Raw genomic sequence first — 19,158 nt, 5'->3', positions numbered from 1 at the left:
GAAGGGCTTTTGGGGCCCTCAACCACAGATTTTGAGGCCCGAACTTCACCTCAGACTGGACGCGTTCCCTAAGTCTTGGGAAGAATAGCCCAATCAGATCAAAAGGGAATGGCGTTGTCCGACATTGCATCCGGAGCGGGAGAGGGATCGGACGGCGAAAGTGCCGAAACCAGCACCTTTGCCCATATCGGCGGTCTTCTCGAGCATTATGCGCGGAAAGCGCCGTCAGCACCGGCCCTCCTCGCCCCTGGCCGGCTGGCCCTCACCTATGGCGGGCTGGACGAGCTGATCCGGCATCTGATCCGCACGCTGCGCGGACTTGGCATCGGCCCTGCGGACCGGATCGCCGTTACATTGCCACGCGGTGCAGACAGCGCGCTGGCGCTGATCGCGGTCGCATCAAGCTGCGCCTGCGTTCCCGTCAATCCCGATCTGACCGCGGACGAGCTGCAACGCTATTTCAGCGAACTGGAGCTCACCGCGCTCGTCACCCGGGCCGACTTGAACTCACCAAGTCGTGACGTCGCCAGGACGCTCGACATCGCGATGATCGATTTCGTTCCGGGGCCGAAAGACAATCTCGGCGGCTGCACATTCATCGGCCCGACGGTCGCTCCAGCCAGCGGCAGCGGCGCTTCGCGCGGCGACGACGATGCGTTCATCCTCTTGACGTCGGGCACGGCGGCGCGACCGAAAATGGTGCCGCTGACACAGCGCAATGTGTGCCTCTCCGCCTACAATGCCGGCCGCGTGCTGTCGCTCGCGCCGAACGATCGCCTGCTCAACGTTCTGCCGCTATTTCACGCCCATGGCCTGATCTCCGGCCTGCTGACGGCGCTGGCCGCAGGCTCCAGCGTGATCTGCACCGAGGGTTTCGATGCCGCGTCCTTCTTCGGCTGGATGCGGGAGCTGCAACCAACCTGGTACACGGCGGTGCCGACCATCCATCGCGCACTGCTGACGGCGGCGGAAGCCGACCCGGACCGCGCCCGTTCGTCGTCGCTGCGCGTGATCCGTTCGGCGTCATCCTCGCTCGCGCCCGCGATCCTAAACGGATTGGAGGCGACGTTCGGCGTTCCCGTGCTCGAGACCTACGGCATGACCGAAGCGGCCTCGCAGATCGCGGCCAATCCGTTCGAGCTACGCAAGGTCGGATCGGTCGGGCGCGCCGCCGGCCCCGAGATCGCGATCATGGACGAGACCGGCCGGCTGCTTGCGAGCGGCGAGCGCGGCGAGATCATGCTGCGCGGCCCCAACATGAGCCGCGGCTATTATAATGACGAGGCGGCGACGCGGACCGCGTTCCGCGACGGCTGGTTCAGGACCGGCGATCTCGGCTATCTCGATGCCGACGGCTATCTCTTCATCGTCGGCCGCATCAAGGACGTCATCAACCGCGGCGGCCAGAAGATCTCGCCGCTCGAAGTGGAAGAGATCCTCTTGAGCCATCCGGCGGTGCTGGAGGCCGGCGTGTTCGCCGTCCCGCACCCAAAGCTCGGCGAGAATGTCGCCGCCGTCGTGGTGCTGCGGCCGAATTCCGAGGCGACTTCGGACCAGCTGCGCCAATTCGCGCGGAAGCGTCTCGCCGCCTACAAGGTGCCGAGCCTGATCCGCAGCGTGCCGGCACTGCCGAAAGGTGCCAGCGGCAAGGTCAAGCGCAATGCGCTGGCCGAGCTGATCGCGACGGCGGAGGACGCCGACGAGGAGCAACTGCCGCGCAACACGCTGGAGACCCAGCTCGCAGATATCTGGGCCGGTCTCCTCGAGCTTCCGCAGGTCGGCATCGATCAGGACGTCTTCGCGCTGGGCGCGGATTCGCTCGCCGTGACGCAGATGCGCTCGCGCCTGCGCGAACGCTTCGGCGTCGACTTCTCGTTCGAGGACATCTTCGATTGCGCCACGGTCACTGCGCTTGCGGCGCGGATCGAGACCGCCGCAAGCTATCGTAAAGCCGGGCTGCCGGCCTGGCGCCAGGCCAGAGAGACCGACGCGCCGCTGTCGTTCCAGCAGCAGCGGATGTACGTGCTCTCCCGGCTCGACCCGACGCATTACAACTATAATGTCGTCGAAGTCGCGATCCTCAAAGGCCAAGTCGATGTCCCCGCGCTTTCTGCGGGCCTCACCGCGATCTGCGCGCGGCATGAGGCGCTGCGCTCGGTCTTCGTCGAACAGCACGGCGAGCCGGCACAGCGCGTGCTGCGATCGCCGCCGCGGTTCGATCGGATCAAGCTCAAGCCCTGCCCAGCCGGCACGCTGGCCGCGGTCGTCGAGCGCGAGGCGCTCAAGCTCGCGCAATATCCATTTGATCTGTCGCGCGAGCCACCGCTGAGGGTCACGCTGCTCTCGTTCAACAGATCCAGCCACGCGCTGGTGGTCAACGTTCATCACCTCGTCACCGATGGCTGGTCACAGCGGCTGTTCTGGGAGGAGCTTGCCGCCCATTACGCCGCGGCACGCAAGAAGGCGGTGGCGGCGCTTCCCTCGCCCACCTTCCAGTATCGCGACTTTGCGCTGTGGCAGCAGAGCTGGGCGCAGACGCCGGCGGCAAAAGAGCAACTCGATTACTGGAAGACTCAGCTCGACGGCGTCACCACGCTGCCGCTGCGGACCGACCGGGCGAGACCGGAGGTCTGGAGCGGTCACGGCGGCCGTCATTATTTCGAGTTGTCCACGACACTGTCGGGCGACATCCGCGCGCTGAGCCAGGATCAGGGCGTCACGCCGTTCATGACGCTGCTCGCGGCGTTCCAGTGCTTGCTGTTCCGCCACACCGGGCATGAGGACGTCGCGACCGGATCGCTGATCGCCAACCGCAACCAGATCGAGAGCGAGCGCCTGATCGGGCTGTTCGCCAACACGCTGATCCTGCGCAACGATTTCGGCGGTGATCCCAGTTTTGGCGAGATGTTGCGGCGGGTGCGGCAGGTCACGCTCGATGCCTACCGCAACCAGGACCTCGCGATCGAGGAGGTGTTGCGCGCCTTGCAGGTGGCGCGACGGACGGACGGCAATCCGCTGTTCCGGATCATGTTCATCCTCCAGAACGCCTCGATCGAGGCGGCGCGCTTCCCTGGCCTGTCGACGCGGCGGATCGAGATCGATCCAAAGGTCGCGCGCTTCGACATCACGCTGGAGCTGGTCGAGGCCGACGGCCGCTTCACCGGCTTCTTCGAATACGCCACCGACCTGTTCGACGCGGCGACGATCGAGGACATGGCCGCACAATTCAAGACCCTGCTCAAGGCTGCCATCGCCAACCCTGAACAGCAGATCTCGCGCCTGCCGCTGCTGGCCGAGGCCGAACGCCGGCAGCTGCTGGCGCAAGGCCGCGGAGCCCGCGTCAATTTTGGCAAGCGCGGCAACCTCAGCGAACGCTTCGACGCCCAGGCGAAGAAGACGCCGAACGCGATCGCTATGTCCGATGGTCGAACGTCCCTGACCTATCGCGAGCTGGCGCGCCGCAGCGAGACTGTGGCGGGCTGGCTGGCGCGCGAAGGCGTTGGCGCCGAGAGCGTGGTTGCACTGCTTGCAGAGCGCGGACCCGACCTCGTCACCGCGATGATCGGCGTGCAGCGCGCGGGCGCAGCCTTCCTGAACCTCGATCCCGAGCAGCCGCCGGCGCGGCTCGCGACCATTTTGGGATCGAGCTGCGCCGGGGTGCTGCTCGCCGCCCGCGCGCAATCGCCCATGGTCGAGGCGCTGCTCGATCCGCTGGTCGCGCGCATCCATGTGGCCGAGCTCGAAGACGCGATCGCGCCTGGGGCGGCCAAGCCGATCCGCGCCGCACCGCGCGACGCCGCGAGCCTTGCCTATCTCATCTACACGTCCGGCTCCTCCGGCGCGCCGAAGGGCGTCATGATCGAGCAGCGCGGACTGACGAACCATCTGGCCTCGCTGATCGCCGAGCTCGGCCTCACGGCCAGGGACGTGATCGCCCAGACCGCGCCGCAGAGTTTTGTCATTTCGGTCTGGCAATTCCTCGCCGGGCCGATGGTCGGCGCGCGGGTCCATGTCTGTGCCAACGCGACCGTGCAGGACCCGATCCTGCTCGCGCAGGAGATCGCGCGCGAGGGCATCACGGTGCTCGAGATCGTGCCCTCACTGCTCCGCGTGATCCTCGATCGCATGGACGAACCCCAGATCCGGCGCGCCTTCGCAAAACTGCGGCTGATGATCTCGACCGGCGAGCCGCTGCCGGTCGATCTCTGCCACGCCTGGTTTGCCCGCTGCCCGAAAGTGCCGCTGATCAACGCCTATGGCGCGTCGGAATGTTCCGACGACGTCTCCCTGCATCGCCTCACCAGGGCGCCAGCGATGACGACAACCAACGTGCCGGTCGGCGCGCCGCTGCCGAACACCCAGCTCTACGTGCTCGATGCAAACCTCCAGCCGCAGCCGGTCGGCGTGGTCGGCGAGCTCTGCATCGGCGGTGCCGGGGTCGGCCGCTTCTACGTCAACGATCCCGCGCAGAGCCGGCAGCGCTTCCTGCCCGATCCGTTTGCGCGCCGGGCCGGCAGCCGTCTCTACCGGACCGGCGACCTCGCCCGCCGCCGCCGTGACGGCACGATCGAATGCCTCGGTCGCGCCGACCATCAGGTCAAGATCCGCGGCTACCGTATCGAGCTCAAGGAGATCGAGAACGCGCTTGCCGAGCATCCGGCTGTGCGCGCCGGCATCGTCGAGCCGCGCCGCGAGGCGGGCGGCGATGTCAGGCTGATCGCCCATATCGTCGCAAAGCCGGGGAGCCGGAGCAGCGCCAGCGAGCTGCGTGAATTCCTGAAGAGGCGGCTGCCGGCCCACGCCGTCCCGTCCGCATTTCTGTTCCTGGAGCAGGTACCGCTCAATGCCCATGGCAAGATCGACCGGTCGGCGCTGCTGGCACCTGCCCAGGTAGAGACGTCCGGGCCGGATGCGGCCGTGCCTGCGCGGCGCTTCACCGAAAAGGTGCTGTCTGACATCTGGATCGATTTGCTGAAGGTCGAGAGCATCGGTGTCACCGACAATTTCTTCGACCTCGGCGGCCATTCGCTGCTGGCCGGCCAGGCGATGGCGCGTATCGCCCGCGCGCTCGGCGTGTCGCTGCCGATCAAGACGATCTTCGAGGCACCGACAATCGAACAGCTCGCCCGGCGGGTCGACGAGGCCGTGGCGGCAAAGCCGCGCAAGCCTGCCGCTAGCTTGCCGAGGCCGTTTGAATCAAGACTGATTGAATCAAGGCTGGCCGAAAGCGGACTTCCCGTGCTCTCGATCGCGCAGGACCAGATGCTTCGGATCGAGCAGAACCTTTCGGGACTGCCGCTGTTCAACCTGCCCTTTGCCTTCCGTCTCCAGGGCCCGCTCGATCCGGCCGCGCTGGCGCAGGCGCTCGATGATGTCGCAGCCCGGCACGAATCGCTGCGGACCACGTTCGGCTGGGATGGCGAGGAGCCGACCAGCCGCATCATGCCGCCGGGCAAGCTCCGCCGCGTGCTGACGGTCGAGACGATCGGCGACGGTCACCCCCACAACAACAAGCGCCGCAAGGGCCTGGAACTCAGGAAGATCAGCCTCCTGATCGAACAGGAGACGTACACCCCGGTCGACACCACGCAGGCGCCGCTGCTGCGGACACGGTTGTTGCGGCTCCATGCCGACGATCACGTGCTGCTGCTGACGCTGCATCACGCCATCGTCGACGGCTGGTCGATCGGCGTGCTGTTCGAGGAATTGTCGAGCCGCTATGCGGCGCTGGCCGGATATCCGTCGGTGCCGCTGCCGAAACCGCCACCGGCCTTCGCGGACGTCGCACGCTGGCAGCGCTGGTGGTGCGGCACCGACGCCGCCCGCCGCCAGGCCGCCGACTGGATCGAGAATTTGCGCGGGGCGGCCGCGCTCTTTGACGGCGAATCAAGCCCGGGCCCATCCACCGGCCATCATCCGGTCAATCTCGAGCCCGACCTGATCGCACGGCTCACAGCCTTTGCCGGCCAGCACAATGGCACCTTGTTCATGTGCCTCCTCACCGGCCTGAAGGCCCTGCTGGTGGCGCGAACCGGCCGTAGCGACATCGCGGTCGCCACGGCCATGGCCAATCGTGCCCAGCCGGACACCGACCGAATCGTCGGCCCGTTCGAGAACACGGTGATCGTCCGCACGAGAATCTCGCCGGAGCTGTCGTTCGTCGAAGCCCTGGCCCGGGTGCGCCAGAGCGTGCTCGACGCGCATGCGCGGCAGGAGCTGCCGTTCAACATCGTGGCCGACCATCTGGAGCAGGAGGGGATCGATCCGGCCGCCCTGCTCCAGGTGTATTTCACGCTGCAAAATCCGCTGCGCCAGCCGCTCGACCTGCCCGATCTCACGACAACGTCGATCGGCAACGTCGCGCGCGAAGGCCAGCCTGTGCTGCCGATCGACCAGACCTGGCTGTCGCTGATGCTCAAGGAGCGCCCGACCGGAATCACGGGGTCATGCAATTACAAGAGCGAATTGCTCGACGGTGGTATGATCGGCGAGTGGATGGAGGATCTCGTCGCGCTGCTGGCGGCCGCTAGCGCCCAACCCAACACACCGCTCGGCCGATTGCTCGCGCGCCGAGCGGCATGACCGGCTATACAGCACGGGCGAATACGGGTTCACTCGCCAAAGCTGTGAATGGGCAAGTTGCATCTTGATTATTTGGCGCCACCGCGCAAGATTATTCCCGCCTTTTGATTTGGACGATCATTTTCAACCGGGGGAGTATATTATGGGTTTCATCAAATTTACCAAGGGTACCTCGTTGAGCGACAAGGACCGCAAGGCCCTGCAAAAACTGCTGAGCAACGAGAAGAAGAAGCTCCAGGCCGCGCTGAAGGACGTCGACGCCAGCCTTTCGGTGCTGGGCGGCGCGAAGAAAGCCAAGAAGAAGAAGAAGTAAGGTTCGTCGGCCGGGACGCCGCACGAATCCTCAGGCTTCATTTTACGGAAATCGGCCGCTCGCGCGTCGAGTTGGGGTCTCGCGCAAGCTTGCGCCTGTAAACCGGCCTGCAAATCGACAAGAATTTGCCCGGGTGGACCGTTACAAACGGTCCGCTCAGTTGATTCTTGCTCAGTTGTTTCTTCTGTCGGGACCGGCAATCCAGCCTCAGCCCGATGCCAAAGGCCCAATTGATGGCAGACGACAGAATTGAACTGTTTGTCGGATTGATCGAGACCATTGACGCGCCGGGCGCCGCCGATGCGTGCCGCCGCCTGCTCTCGGTCGACGAACGGGTTCGCGCCGACCGCTTCGTGTTCGAGCGGCACCGGCGGCAATATATTTTCGCGCACGCGATGCTGCGCTTGGCGCTGTCCCAGGTCGCGCCCAACGTCGCGCCCTCCGACTGGTCGTTTGGTGCCGGGCGATACGGACGACCGTATGTCGCAGCGCCCAAGACCTCGGCCGCGCTGCACTTCAGCTTGTCGCATGCCGATGGCTGCGTCGCCTGCGTTGTGTCCAGGCATGAGGCCGTCGGCGTCGACGTCGAGACCGTGTCGCGGCGGGTGGCGCCGCTGTCGACCGCGCTTCGCTTCTTCGCGCCGGAAGAGGTCGAAGCCTTGCGCGGACTGCCGGAGCCCGCCGCGATCGAGCGCTTCTTCGACTACTGGACGCTCAAGGAGGCCTATCTGAAGGCGAGGGGTTTTGGGCTCAACCTGCCGCTCGACGCCTTCGCGATGCAGGTCTCGCGCGAGGCGATCGAGATCAGCTTCAAGCCGGATATCGCCGACGATCCCCAGGGGTGGCGCTTCTCGCTGTGCTCGCCCTCCCCGTCGCATCGCCTTGCGATCGCCGACGGCTCCCGTGCGGACGGCGGTCTTCCCATCAGCCGCAACGCCTGGCCGTTCCAGGAAGCGGCGGAATGACGCCGGCGCGGCTGCGCGTCTTTCCAGCGATCTCGCGCAACCGCGACCCCAGAAAATATGTCGGCGAGCTGATGGGCGTGGCGCAGTTCGCCGACCGCAACGGCTTCGAAGGCATTTTGCTATTCGAAGGCAATGACGTGTTCGTCGAGCCCTGGGCGATGGCCCAGCACATCATGGCGGAAACGGCGCGGTCTTCGCCGCTGATCGCGGTCAACCCGGTCTACATGCACCCGTTCACGGCGGCGAAGTTCGTCTCGTCCTTCGCGCAGCTCTACGGCCGCAAGGTCTACCTCAACATGATCACGGGGACCGCCGTCAGTGACTTGCAGGGCCTCGGCGATGAGCAGTCGCATGGCGATCGCTATGTCAGGCTCGGCGAATTCGTCGCGCTGATGCGCCAGCTGCTCTCGAGCCCGCGCCCGGTGACGATCGACGGCCGATTCTACCGCGCCAGCAATTTGCAACTGCGTCCGCGCCTGCCGGCGGAGCTGATGCCGGAATTTCTGATCGCAGGCCAGTCCGAGGCGGCGCAGCGCGTGGCGAAGGAGACCGGCTGCATCAAGATGCAGATGCTGCCGCCCGATCTCGATCACAGCCTCGATGCACCGGGCATGAACTTTGGAATTTTCGCCCGCGAGAGCCGCGACGAGGCGCGGCGAGCGGCGAAGGCGCGCTTTCGCGATAGCGTCGATGATCGCGAGCTGCTGGCGCTCACGGTGGAGAATAGCGACTCCGTGTGGAAGCGGCGGCTGTATGAAGGGCAGAACGGCGAACTTCAGGACAATGGCTACTGGCTGCTGCCGTTTTTGACCTTCCAGGCCGATTGCCCCTATCTCGTCGGCAGCTACGCGGAGATCGGCGCGAAGCTGAAGGCGTTCGCGGCGAAGGGCTTGACCACGATCATGCTCGACATGGTCGCGGATGAGACCGAGATGCAGCACGTCTGCAAGGCGCTCGCGGTGAGCGGGATGTTCTAGGTTCGTCGTCCTCTCCCGTTTCGGCGCAAAGGCCGAAAGCTCGCCTCATCGCGCTTTGCGAACCTGCCAGCGCGCCCCGTCAACTGAAACGCGACGACGCCCCTCTGCGTTCAACCAGCTACCGCTCCCACAACTGTTAATTGTGGGGATAAGGGAGACGTTGCGACCTCGTCTCCTAGTCATATGCATCCTGCAATTGCAACACTCGCACGGGGATTTGAAAAGGGGCATTTCATGAAAGCCGTCATTGCTGCGGCGTGCGTTGGCACGCTCGCTTCTGGTTGCGTCGGTACTGATCTTTCCAAACTCGTTCCGGGCTCGGTCTCACAGCTTCAGGCGGCATTTCAGACGACCGCTGAGCGCGAGGCGACGCTCATCACCCAACTTCAACTCGAGAATGACACCCTCGATTTCATGTCAGCCGGGTCGTATAGCTGCGGCGATCCGAACGACATGCAGCAACGACGGCTTCTAAGCGCCAAGGATCCGGCGCAATTCGTCAAGGAAGAGAAGGTGTCCGAGGCGTGGCAGAAGAGCCTCATCTTCCTGGCCGCCTATTTGAAGACGCTGAACTCGATCGCGGATGCCAACAAGCAAGCGCAGGAGGACATCGCAAGCTTGACGAGCATCGCGAAGGACGTCGCCAACAACGTGCCGGGATTCCCGACGGGAACGGCGGCCGCCGCATCAGCGTTTCAAGCGGTCATTAGCAGTGCGGTGCTGAACTTCAATGCCGTCAAGATGCAGCAGGCCGCTCAACGCATGGAGGCGCCGCTGGAGGCGGCGGTCGCAAACGTGAAGAAGTTCTATCCCGTGTTCGTCGGCAACGAGCATGCTGCCTTCGTGAAATGGGACTCCTGTGCGCAGGAGAAATTACGCTTCATCCGCGACAATCCACTCTCGAAGGTCCGCGGCTATCCCCCGCTCTTCGCCATCGATTCAGGCACGAGACTGGACGAAGCCTATGCCGCGTATGCCGCCAAACGCAACCAGCTCCGGGGGACACCACCGATCGCCGACCTGGCAAAGGCTGTCCTCGCCGAGAACAGAAAGCTCGCCGATCCTCTGAAGAATCTAACTCTCAGCGATCTGGCTACTGCCGGAAACAACGCAGCGACGATCCTTGATAATTTGAAGGCCGCAGTAAAAGCCGGTGAAGCGCTGGCCGGCAACAAGACAGGTTCGTAACACCTGTCTTGTTGGCTGATCTGGATCACCTCGCCTCTTCGAATCCCGCCAGCACCGAGGTCAGGTTGGCTCCCAGAATATCCGAGAGATAGCCGCCCTCCTGCACGAACACGGTCGGCAAGCCGAGCTTGGCGATGGCCTGGCCGATCCGGCGGAAGCCGGGCGTGGTGACGGCGAGGCCGCGCAGCGGATCGTGCTCGGAGGCATCGAGGCCGAGCGCGATGACGAGGGCGCCGGGCGCGAAGGACTCGATCGCCTTGCGCGCGATGTCCATCGCCTGGATGTAGCCGTCATCGCCTGTGCCGATGGCGAGGGGGATGTTGAGATTGCTGCCGAGGCCGGCGCCCTCGCCGCGCTCATGCGCATAGCCCCACACGAAGGGATAGTACGCGACGGGATCGGCATGGATCGAGATCGTGTAGACGTCCGGCCGTGCGTAAAAAATGCCTTGCGTGCCGTTGCCGTGATGGACATCGACGTCGAGGATCACGACACGCTCGTGCTTGAGCCGCAGATGCGCGGCGGCGATCGCGCTGTTGTTGAGGAAACAGAAGCCGCCAGCCATGTCGCGATAGGCGTGATGGCCGGGCGGACGGCAGAGCGCGTAGACCGCATCCTCGCCGTCCATCACCATCTGCGCGGCGGTGACTGCAACGTCGGTCGCGGCGCAGGCCGCGGCCCAGGTGCCGGGACCGATCGGCGCCGCGGTGTCGGCGGTGTGCCAGCCGAGCTTGCCGACGATATGGGTCGGATAAGTCGCGGCATGACGCACGGGATGGATGTTGCCGATCATCTCCGGGCCGGAATCTCCGAGCGCCGTCCAGGCGTCCCAGGCTTCGCTCAGAAACGACAGATATTCCGGGCTGTGAATGCGCGCACGCGGCCCCTGCCCGAATGTCTTGGGCTCGACCAGTTGATGCTTGCCGTCCTTCAGACCCTTGAGCAGGCGGTCGGCGCGCTCGGGCTGCTCGGTCGTGCGCTTGACGACGCCGCGAACCAGGAAGAATTGCGGATCATGGCTGCGGTGCAGCTCGGTATGGACGGCTTTCACTCAAACACTCCGTGGCATGCGCTCTTGGAATAGTGCCACAGATGTCTTGATCGCTGCGGCGGCCGGATGCAAGCAAGAAGAATGCCGCCCTTGCCGCGCCGCTCTGCGCCGAAAGCAGAACGCGTTCGACGCTCTTTATTCGAGCACGATCTTTTCGGAAAACCGCTTCACGCTTTTCCGGATCATGCTCAGCAGCGCCCGCGCTGGAGACAGTGCTCGCGGCCCTGCTGGTCGGTGCGGAAGGCCTCGATGAAGCCGCCCTGGCGCTGGGTGACGAAGACGGTCTTGCCGTCGCTGCCGCCGAAGGCGAGGTTGGTCGGCTCCTTGCCCTTCAGCGCGATCTCGCGCTCGACCGCGCCATTGGGCTTCATCACCGCGATGGTGCCCTTGAGGATGCGCGCAACGAAAAGGCGGCCGGCGACGTCCGTGCGCAGGCCGTCGATGGTGTCGGGCTGAAATGCCTTGACCATCTTCGCACCGGTGAGCTCGTTGCCGTTGATCGCATAGGACCAGATCTGGCCGCTGCTGGATTCCCCGACATAGAGCGTCTTGCCGTCGGGGCCGAGATCGATGCCGTTGGTGGTGCCCATCGCGCGCGGCGCCGACATTACCTGCCCCTGCACCGAGCCATCGGCGGCCTTGGCGATGCGCCAGATGTGGCCTTCCCTGCCCTTCCAGTTCGGATCGCTCGCATAGATCGTGCCGTCGCGCGCGAGCGTGATGTCGTTGGGCTGCTTCATCTCGTCGGAATGAAACCACACGACGGGCTCGGTCGCGCCCTTCGGGATCGCGAAGATGTTGTGCTTCTTGTAGTCGGCGATGAACATGGTGCCGCTGCGATCGAAGCGGATGGCGTTGCCGACGCTGCCCTCGGGCAGCGTCGCGAACAGCTCCGACGCCGCGCCGCCCACGGGCAGCCTTCCGATGGTGCCGGGCTTGCCGAAATTGACCACGAAGAGATTGCCGTCGAGATTCGCGGCGGGCCCTTCGATACCGAAGGTGTATTCGCCGCCCGGCGTCACCTGCACGCTTTCGAACAGCTTCGTGTCTGCTTGAGCGGACGCCGTCGCAATGACGAGGACAATGCTACTGCACAGGCACCAGATATTCCTGCCGGATGTAATAGCCATCGTCGTCGCTGCACTCGCCATTCAGATAGGGATCGGCCGGCCGGAAAAAACGGCTGAAGCCGGATTTGTCTACAGCGCTCCTTTGTGTCACGACGACGACCTTGCCGGCCGGTATTTCGCCGCATTCCTTGTTGGTTTTGCCAAAGAACTTGCGTTGCGGCGGGCCGGCCTTGATCCGCATCCGCGTGCCCGGAACCATTTTCGCGACCAGCAAGTCCGCGGTGTCGAGCAGGCGCGTGTAGCCGGGCTCGGTCTTCGGCAGGCTCTCGCCGCCCGGCGGCATCAGCTTCTCCGCGCCGATGCCGCGCAGCCGCGTGCGCAACCGGCCGGACTCGGGGTCGCCGGGGTAGATCCAGCCGTCCTGCGACAGCATGAAACGCAGCACCGTCTTGTCCTTCTCGGCGTCCGACTGTCCCGCCGTCAGGCCGAAATCGGAGTGGCAGCCGACGCAGTGCTTTTCAACGAGCCCCTTGCGAAGCGTGGTGAGACGGATGCTGTTCTGCGCGTCTCTCGCAACGAAGGCCGCGAGCTGGTCGATCACCGCCTGGCTGCGCGTGTCGCAGGGGAGCGGCGCGGGCGGGTCGCCCGCGGCGCGATCGATGCGGATCACGGTCTGGTTCTTGTCCTCGACCAGCCAAATCGCGCCATCCTCGGCGACCGTCATGCCGACCGGCGCGCCCTGCGGCCGCGCGCCGTTGACGCGGTGCCAGCCGGCGATCAGTTCCTCGAACGGCGCGGCGGCGACCTCGCCCCCCTCGGTCTGGAAGCTGTGGGTCGGATCGGCGGCGCAGCTGACATGGTAGCGCACCGGCGCCGGAGCGGGTTTTGGGAGACCGTGATCGTCGACGTCGTAGACGAGAACGCGGCTGCCGGTCGGGCGATAGCCGTGCAGGCCGACCAGCAGCTTGCCCTCCAGCTCCGGAAATTTGGCGCCGTGATAATAGAGCATCGCGAGCGGCGCGCCGTGCGGCGGCAGCAGCGAGAATGGCGGCTTGTAAAGCGCATTGGCGGTGCACAGCGACTTGTAAATTCCCGATTGCAGCACCAGCCGGAATTCGGGGCTCGGCGCCGAGAGGTCATAGCAATAGGGCCAGCCATAATGCCTGCCCTGCTCGATCGCATTGATCTCTTCGTTCGGCTTGAAGATATCGGGCAGGTCGCGGCCGTTCTCGCCTTGCAGGAAGGCGTAGCCGGCGTCGGGGAAGTTCGGATGCAGCGCCAGCGCCATCGAGTTGCGCAGTCCCCGCGCGTAAACCATATGCGGCGGATCGGGGTCGTTCGGCTTCAAGGCCGGAAAGACGCCGCCTGCGGGCGGCGTGAACAACCAGATCGACGCCATTGCCGACTCGCCCTCGGCCGCTGCGCAGGGCTTTGTGATCGGCGCCGGCGTGATGCAGTCGTCGCTGTGCGAGCCGATATTGACGAACAGCCGACCATTTTTATCAAAGACGAATTGCTTGAGCGGATGCGCGCTCTCGTCGAGACTGATGCCGTCGGGCAGCTTGATCCGCCGGCCTGGCATGTGACGGATGATGGTCTCGACCGTGCTGCGCGGATTCTCCGCCAGCGGATCGAACCGGAAGATCGCCTCCGCGGACGAGGCATAGAGCTTCTTGTCGGGGCCGATCACGAGGCCGAATGGATATTCGATCCCGGTCAGCAGCTCCTTGAAGCGTTGGCCCTGCGGCGCGCGCGGATCGAGCAGCAGCAGCCGGCCGTCGGTGTGGCCCCAGCCGCCCATTTCGGCGACCACGAACAGGTCGCGGCCCGGCACCTGGACGATCGAGCGCGGAAATTTGAGATGGTCCTCCTCGCTGGCGACGAGGCCGGCGCAGAACCCTGCCTTCATGTCGATCTGGACCCTGGGAAAGGCGAGATCGCCGCTGCCGCAGAGGTCCGTGCCGATCGCATAGCCGCTTTTCTTCACCTGTTCGGAGGAGGCTCCTGACGCGGCGCCAAGCACGCCGGCGAGGACCGCCGCCAACAGGCGTCGGCATTTGCGCGACAATGTGAGCTGATTCACGGCGGCCCCCCGGACTTTCCCGTAAAGCTTGTTCCATGCCGCCGATACGCCGTCCAGTCGATCATCACCCGCCTGTGATTAAACCCGTAACGACCTTGGAGCCGACCAATCTCCGTAAATTCCCTTACCGGGCTCGCCCCGAATGTTTCGCGAAGGCCTCCGGTGGTATCGGTTTGCCGTCCCAATCGCTCCCAATAGGAGACGCATATGGTCCAGGTCTACTTTCACTGCTCCAACACCGAGGGCACGCTGATCGATCGCAGCGGCGCTGCCGTCGCCAACCTGACCGAAGCGCGCGACCGCGCCGCCCAGATCATGAGCTCGATGATCCTGACGCCAGGTGCCGAAGACTGGCGCGACTGGGTGATCCATGTCAGCGGCTCCGACGGCGAGGATCTGTTCGATCTCCCCTTCACCGCCATGCTCGGCAAGCCGCATTGAGGTGATGCCGTGCTGTCACTCAGCCTCATTCGCCAGCCGCTCAGCTTCGTCGCCGCCAAATGGCAGAAGCTGGTGCGGATCGCCGGCAACCCCTATCGCCCCGAGCTTCACTACATGCGCGGGCCCGGCCCGAAATGGCACGCCAAGTACCAGGCCAGCCGGCTGAACCGCTCGCTCTGAGCGCGGCGGCTTTCCCCAGCATCTCGATCTTCTCCGTCATGGCCGGGCTTGTCCCGGCCATCCACGTTCTTGGGACGCAAAGACGTGGATGCCCGGGTCATAGGCTAGCGTAAGCGACGCCGTCTTTCGGACGGCTATGCCCGGGCATGACGAGTGTGGGGGAACGGTCTTCTCCTCAACTTCCCGTAAACTTCGCCTTGCGCTTCTCGACGAAGGCGGTGCGGCCCTCGATCGCATCCGCGCTTTTGCGGATCGTCGCCTGAAGCTCGATCTCGCGGCGGAACTGCGCCTCGTAGGTCGCGTGCTCGCTCTCCTCGACCAGCGCGCGGGTTGCGACCAAAGCGCGCGTCGGGCCGTCGGCGAGACGGCGCGCCAACGCGAGCGCCTCGTCCATCAGCCTGGCATCGTCGACGACCTCACGCACCAGGCCGATCTCCTGGGCGCGTTCGGCCGTCAGCGGTTCGTTCAGCAGCATCAGCTCGAGCGCGCGCTGCCGGCCGATCAGGCGCGGCAGCAGCCAGGTCGAGCCGAGATCGGGCACCAGCGCGATGCGGCTGAACACCTGGATGAAGCTCGCCGACCGCGCCGCAACAATGATGTCGCCGGCCATTGCGAGGCTGAAGCCGCCGCCGGCGGCGACACCATTGACGGCGACGACCACCGGCACGCAGCATTCGCGGAGCGCCTTGAAGGCCGGCCAGTAGAAGCGCATCACGCCGGCGGCGATGTCCTCGCCGAGCGCTTCGGACGCCTTCAAATTCTGTCCTGAGCAAAATCCGCGCCCCGCACCGGTGAGGACCAGCGCGCGGACGTCGTCATCTTCGGTGATCTCGGCGATAGCGGCCGCGAGCGCGCCAAGCAGGTCCGGCGTCATCGCGTTCAGGCTTGCAGGCTCGTCGAGCGTCAGGATCCCGACCGCGCCATCCCGCGCCTGTTTCACACCTGCCATGTCGCGCCTCCGTTTGTTCTCGTTGACGGCAATGTGCCATCCTCCGCGCGCCCCGCCAATGCTGAGCTTCCGGCCAGCGCCACAAACCAAAAACAACAGAGATCAAGACGACATCATGCCTCATCAGTTCAGCCTCAACCAAACCGTCCGCAAGCCCGCCGTCACATCCAAGGGCGGCATCGTCGCCTCGCAATCGCGGCGGGCGGCTGAAGTCGGGGCGCAGGTGCTGACTGCGGGCGGCGACTGCGTGGACGCGATCGTCGCGACCACCTTCGCACTGAACGTGCTGGAGCCCTGGAACAGCGGCATCGGCGGCGGCGGCGCGATGGTGCTCTACCGCGCCAGGGAAAATCGCACCGAGGTGATCGACTACGGCATGTGCGCGCCGGAGAGCCTGCGCACCGCCGACTATCCACTCAGCGGCGAAGGCGCGGCCTCCGATCTCTTCCCCTGGCCGCGGGTGAAGGACGACCGCAACATCCACGGCCCCGGCTCGGTCGCCGTGCCCGGCGTCGTCGCCGGCATGGAGGAGGCGCATCGCCGCTACGCCAAGATGCCGTGGAAGGATCTGGTCGCGCCGGCAGCCAGGCTCGCCGGCGAAGGCTTGCTGGCCGATTGGTGGACAACGCTGACGATCGCGGGCTCGGCCGCTGATCTCAGGCGCTATCCCGCCAGCGCGGCCGCGTATCTGAAGGATGGCCTGCCGCCAAGCGCGCCATGGGGCATCAAGTCCGAGACGCGACTGCCGCAGGATGCGCTCAAGGCGACGCTGTCGCATCTCGCCGACGCCGGCCCGCGCGATTTCTACCAGGGCGATCTTGCCAGGAGCATCGCCTCCGACATCAAGGCCGGCGGCGGCTCTGGAGGACCTCGCCGCGTTCCGCGCGCATCTGCGCGAGCCGCTGGCAATTCCCTATCGCGACGGCAAGGTCTATGCGACGCCGGAGCTCACGGCCGGGCCGACCATGGCGCATGCGCTGCGCCTGTTGCAACAGAGCCTGAAGCCGGCGGACGCGCCGGATGCCTCCGCCTATGTCGAATATGCGCTCGCCTTGCAGGCGGCCTTCCGCGAGCGGCTCAAGGACATGGGCGATGCCGACGGCAAGCGCTCGCTCGGCGCCGAATATCTCGCGCCCGCCTGCACCACGCATTTCTCCGTGGTCGACCGCCACGGCAACATCGCGGCGGTGACGCAGACGCTGCTCTCGTCCTTCGGCTCGAAATATGTGACGCCGCACAGCGGCATCACCATGAACAACGGCATTATGTGGTTCGATCCGACGCCGGGCACCACCAACTCGCTCGCACCCGGCAAGCGCTGCCTCTGCAACTACACGCCCGTCATCGCGGAGACCAAAGACGGCAAGCGCCTCGCCGTCGGCGCCTCCGGCGGCCGCCGCATTCTGCCCTCGGTCATGCAGCTCGTCTCCTTCGCGATGGACTTCGGCATGGATCTCGATGCGGCGATCCACCAGCCGCGCATCGACGCCAGCGAGGGCGCGATCGTGATCGGCGATGCCAGACTGCCGGCGGACGTGCGCAAAGTCCTGGCCAGCCGCTTCGACTATGAAGAGAGCCGGGTGCAGGCCGTGCCGCAAAAATTCGCCTGCCCGAGCGTGGTGATGCGCGACGGCGACAGCAATTCGGGCGCGGTCGAGATCTTCCACCCCTGGGCCGACGCAGTGGCCGAATCCTGAGCGTCACGACTCCTCCGCATTTGCGCGCGACATCGCGATCGATGTCGGTTCGTCGAACCGACAGATGCGTGCCTAACAAGAGAGGATTTCGGATGAAGAAGCTCGCGCTCGCCGCAACAATGATCATCGCTGCCGGCTTGACCATGCCCAGCGTGGCACTGGCCAAGGGCGGTCATGGTCACGGCCATGGCCATCATAGCGGATACCATGTGCATCGCCATGGAACTCCGCCCGGATGGCATCATGGACGCAAGGTCGGCTGGCGCGGTCACGGTTGCCCGCCCGGGCTGTGGAAACAGGGCCGCTGCTGACGCTCCTAATTGCAAGTGTTGCAAGGCGTCGCTCCTGACCGGGCGGCGCCTTCTTCTCTAAATGCCGAGCCGGTCGCGCACGCGGCCCGCGATCACGGCGGTCGTCACGCCGACCGGCCAGAACGCATGCATCGGGATTGGCTTGATGCCCGTGATCGGCAAGTCCATCTCGGCCTTGGCGCCGCCGATCAGCCGGCGCGCAAGCTGCGCGCCCATCGCGGTCGAGAGCGCGACGCCGCGGCCGTTGCAGCCGAGCGAGATCAGGATGCTTTCCGCCGGCTCGTGCACATGCGGGTAATGATCCCCGGTGATGGCGAGGCGGCTGTTCCAGCCATGGGTCCAGCTGACGCCCTTGAGCTGCGGCCACAGCCTCTCCGCATAACGCATGAGATAGGCGACATCGTTGGGTGACTTGATCCAGCGCATCGGGCCGCGGCCGCCCATCAAGAGGCGGTTCTGCTGGTCGATACGGTAATAGACGGTGATGTGGCCGCTCTCGTAGAGAACGGGACGCGTCGGCATGATCGAGCGGGCAACCGCGTCCGACAGCGGGGCGGAGGCGGCGATCGAGGAAAACACCGGCACGATGGTGCGGCGGAGCGCGGGCCAGAGATCGTCGGTAAAGCCGTTGGTGGCGAGCAGCACCTTGTCGGCATGCACGACGGCGCGCGGGGTCTCGATGCGCCAGCGGCTACCGTCGCGGCGCAGCGACAGCGCCGGCGTCTCGCCGTGGACCTTCGCGCCCGCCGAGATCGCGGCGCGCGCGAGGCCGCGGGCGTAGCTGAGGGGATGCAGATCGCCGCCGCGCGTGTCGAGCATCGCGCCGATATAGCGGTCGGTGCCGGTCATCTCGCGCAACTGCTCGCGATTGAGATACGACACCGGCATGCCGCGACGGATGCATTGCTGCGCCGTCTTCTCGATCGCCGCGGCGCTGGCTTCGTTATAGGCCGCGCGTAGCGTGCCGTTCTGCCGCGCTTCGCACGGGATCTGGTAGCGGCGGATCAGATCATGCGTGAAGTTCGTGGTGCCGTAGGAGAACGCGATCATGCGCCGGCCGAGCTCCGCGCCGAAGTCCGCCTCGATCTGATCGGGGTCGTGCTTCAGGCCGGGATTGGTGTGGCCGCCATTGTTGCCGGACGCGCCCCAGCCCGGCTCCTGCGCCTCCAGCACCAGGGCCTCGACGCCCTGCTCCGCCAGATGCAGCGCGGTGGAAAGGCCGGTGTAGCCGCCACCAACGATCGCAACGGAGACGCTCTTGTCCGTATCGAGAGGCGGCGTGGCGACCGGCGCGACGGCGGTGTCGGCGTAAAGCGAGGGCGGCAGTGGCAGGCGCGTCATTATAGGAGTC

General features: G+C 65.5%; 13 protein-coding genes and 1 pseudogene. 9 read left to right on the top strand and 5 right to left on the bottom strand.

Going from position 1 to position 19,158, the window contains the following annotated elements; translation table 11 throughout:
* Positions 1 to 108: 108 nt before the first annotated feature.
* The 5 genes from AAFG16_RS07425 to AAFG16_RS07405 all read left to right on the top strand — a co-directional run bounded on the left by AAFG16_RS07425 (position 109) and on the right by AAFG16_RS07405 (position 10,025).
* Positions 109 to 6,582 carry an amino acid adenylation domain-containing protein gene (locus AAFG16_RS07425; RefSeq protein ID WP_342738374.1) on the top strand — a complete coding sequence of 2,158 codons (6,474 nt, stop codon included), beginning with the start codon at positions 109 to 111 and terminating at the stop codon, positions 6,580 to 6,582.
* A 142-nt stretch (positions 6,583 to 6,724) separates the two neighbouring features.
* Entirely contained in the window at positions 6,725 to 6,895 is a 171-nt protein-coding gene (locus AAFG16_RS07420; RefSeq protein WP_342738372.1) for a hypothetical protein, read from the top strand.
* Positions 6,896 to 7,128: 233 nt separating this feature from the next.
* Positions 7,129 to 7,860 carry a 4'-phosphopantetheinyl transferase superfamily protein gene (locus AAFG16_RS07415; RefSeq protein WP_283084216.1) on the top strand — a complete coding sequence of 244 codons (732 nt, stop codon included), beginning with the start codon at positions 7,129 to 7,131 and terminating at the stop codon, positions 7,858 to 7,860.
* On the top strand, positions 7,857 to 8,837 hold the full coding sequence (locus tag AAFG16_RS07410) for an LLM class flavin-dependent oxidoreductase (protein ID WP_342738370.1): 981 nt from the start codon (positions 7,857 to 7,859) through the stop codon (positions 8,835 to 8,837). The genes AAFG16_RS07415 and AAFG16_RS07410 overlap by 4 nt, the downstream gene beginning before the upstream one ends.
* Before the next feature lie 234 nt (positions 8,838 to 9,071).
* On the top strand, positions 9,072 to 10,025 hold the full coding sequence (locus tag AAFG16_RS07405; RefSeq protein ID WP_342738368.1) for a hypothetical protein: 954 nt from the start codon (positions 9,072 to 9,074) through the stop codon (positions 10,023 to 10,025).
* A gap of 25 nt (positions 10,026 to 10,050) precedes the next feature.
* Here the strand turns inward: AAFG16_RS07405 and AAFG16_RS07400 are convergent, their stop codons facing one another.
* The 3 genes from AAFG16_RS07400 to AAFG16_RS07390 form a co-directional block, all read right to left on the bottom strand.
* Positions 10,051 to 11,076, bottom strand: coding sequence for a histone deacetylase family protein (locus AAFG16_RS07400; protein WP_342738366.1), 1,026 nt, complete (start codon positions 11,074 to 11,076; stop codon positions 10,051 to 10,053).
* Positions 11,077 to 11,264: 188 nt separating this feature from the next.
* A complete protein-coding gene (locus tag AAFG16_RS07395; protein ID WP_342738364.1) occupies positions 11,265 to 12,206 on the bottom strand; it encodes an SMP-30/gluconolactonase/LRE family protein in 942 nt (313 codons plus the stop codon).
* Complete coding sequence (locus AAFG16_RS07390; protein ID WP_342738362.1) at positions 12,163 to 14,229, bottom strand: PQQ-dependent sugar dehydrogenase; 2,067 nt, start codon at positions 14,227 to 14,229, stop codon at positions 12,163 to 12,165. The genes AAFG16_RS07395 and AAFG16_RS07390 overlap by 44 nt, the downstream gene beginning before the upstream one ends.
* 207 nt (positions 14,230 to 14,436) lie before the next feature.
* On the opposite strand from AAFG16_RS07390, the gene AAFG16_RS07385 reads away from it, so the two are divergent.
* Both AAFG16_RS07385 and AAFG16_RS07380 read left to right on the top strand, forming a co-directional pair.
* Positions 14,437 to 14,670, top strand: a complete 234-nt coding sequence (locus AAFG16_RS07385; RefSeq protein WP_027562577.1) for a hypothetical protein — start codon at positions 14,437 to 14,439, stop codon at positions 14,668 to 14,670.
* Between the two features lie 9 nt (positions 14,671 to 14,679).
* Positions 14,680 to 14,850: a hypothetical protein gene (locus AAFG16_RS07380; RefSeq protein ID WP_283084210.1), complete on the top strand. Its 171-nt coding sequence runs from the start codon at positions 14,680 to 14,682 to the stop codon at positions 14,848 to 14,850.
* A 175-nt stretch (positions 14,851 to 15,025) separates the two neighbouring features.
* Here AAFG16_RS07380 and AAFG16_RS07375 read toward each other — a convergent pair whose 3' ends face one another.
* On the bottom strand, positions 15,026 to 15,799 hold the full coding sequence (locus AAFG16_RS07375) for an enoyl-CoA hydratase-related protein (protein ID WP_283084209.1): 774 nt from the start codon (positions 15,797 to 15,799) through the stop codon (positions 15,026 to 15,028).
* 115 nt (positions 15,800 to 15,914) lie between these two features.
* Between AAFG16_RS07375 and AAFG16_RS07370 the strand changes: the two are divergent.
* Both AAFG16_RS07370 and AAFG16_RS07365 read left to right on the top strand, forming a co-directional pair.
* Positions 15,915 to 17,496: pseudogene (locus AAFG16_RS07370) on the top strand (gamma-glutamyltransferase).
* A gap of 92 nt (positions 17,497 to 17,588) precedes the next feature.
* Positions 17,589 to 17,807 (top strand): hypothetical protein, encoded by a 219-nt coding sequence (locus AAFG16_RS07365; protein ID WP_342738357.1) that lies wholly within the window; start codon positions 17,589 to 17,591, stop codon positions 17,805 to 17,807.
* Between the two features lie 57 nt (positions 17,808 to 17,864).
* On the opposite strand, the gene AAFG16_RS07360 is transcribed toward AAFG16_RS07365, so the two are convergent.
* Complete coding sequence (locus AAFG16_RS07360; RefSeq protein WP_342740864.1) at positions 17,865 to 19,151, bottom strand: FAD-binding oxidoreductase; 1,287 nt, start codon at positions 19,149 to 19,151, stop codon at positions 17,865 to 17,867.
* Positions 19,152 to 19,158: the final 7 nt, after the last annotated feature.

The organism is Bradyrhizobium sp. B117 (assembly GCF_038969555.1).
Taxonomy (GTDB): Bacteria; Pseudomonadota; Alphaproteobacteria; order Rhizobiales; family Xanthobacteraceae; genus Bradyrhizobium.
This window is presented reverse-complemented; position numbering and strand designations above follow the sequence as displayed.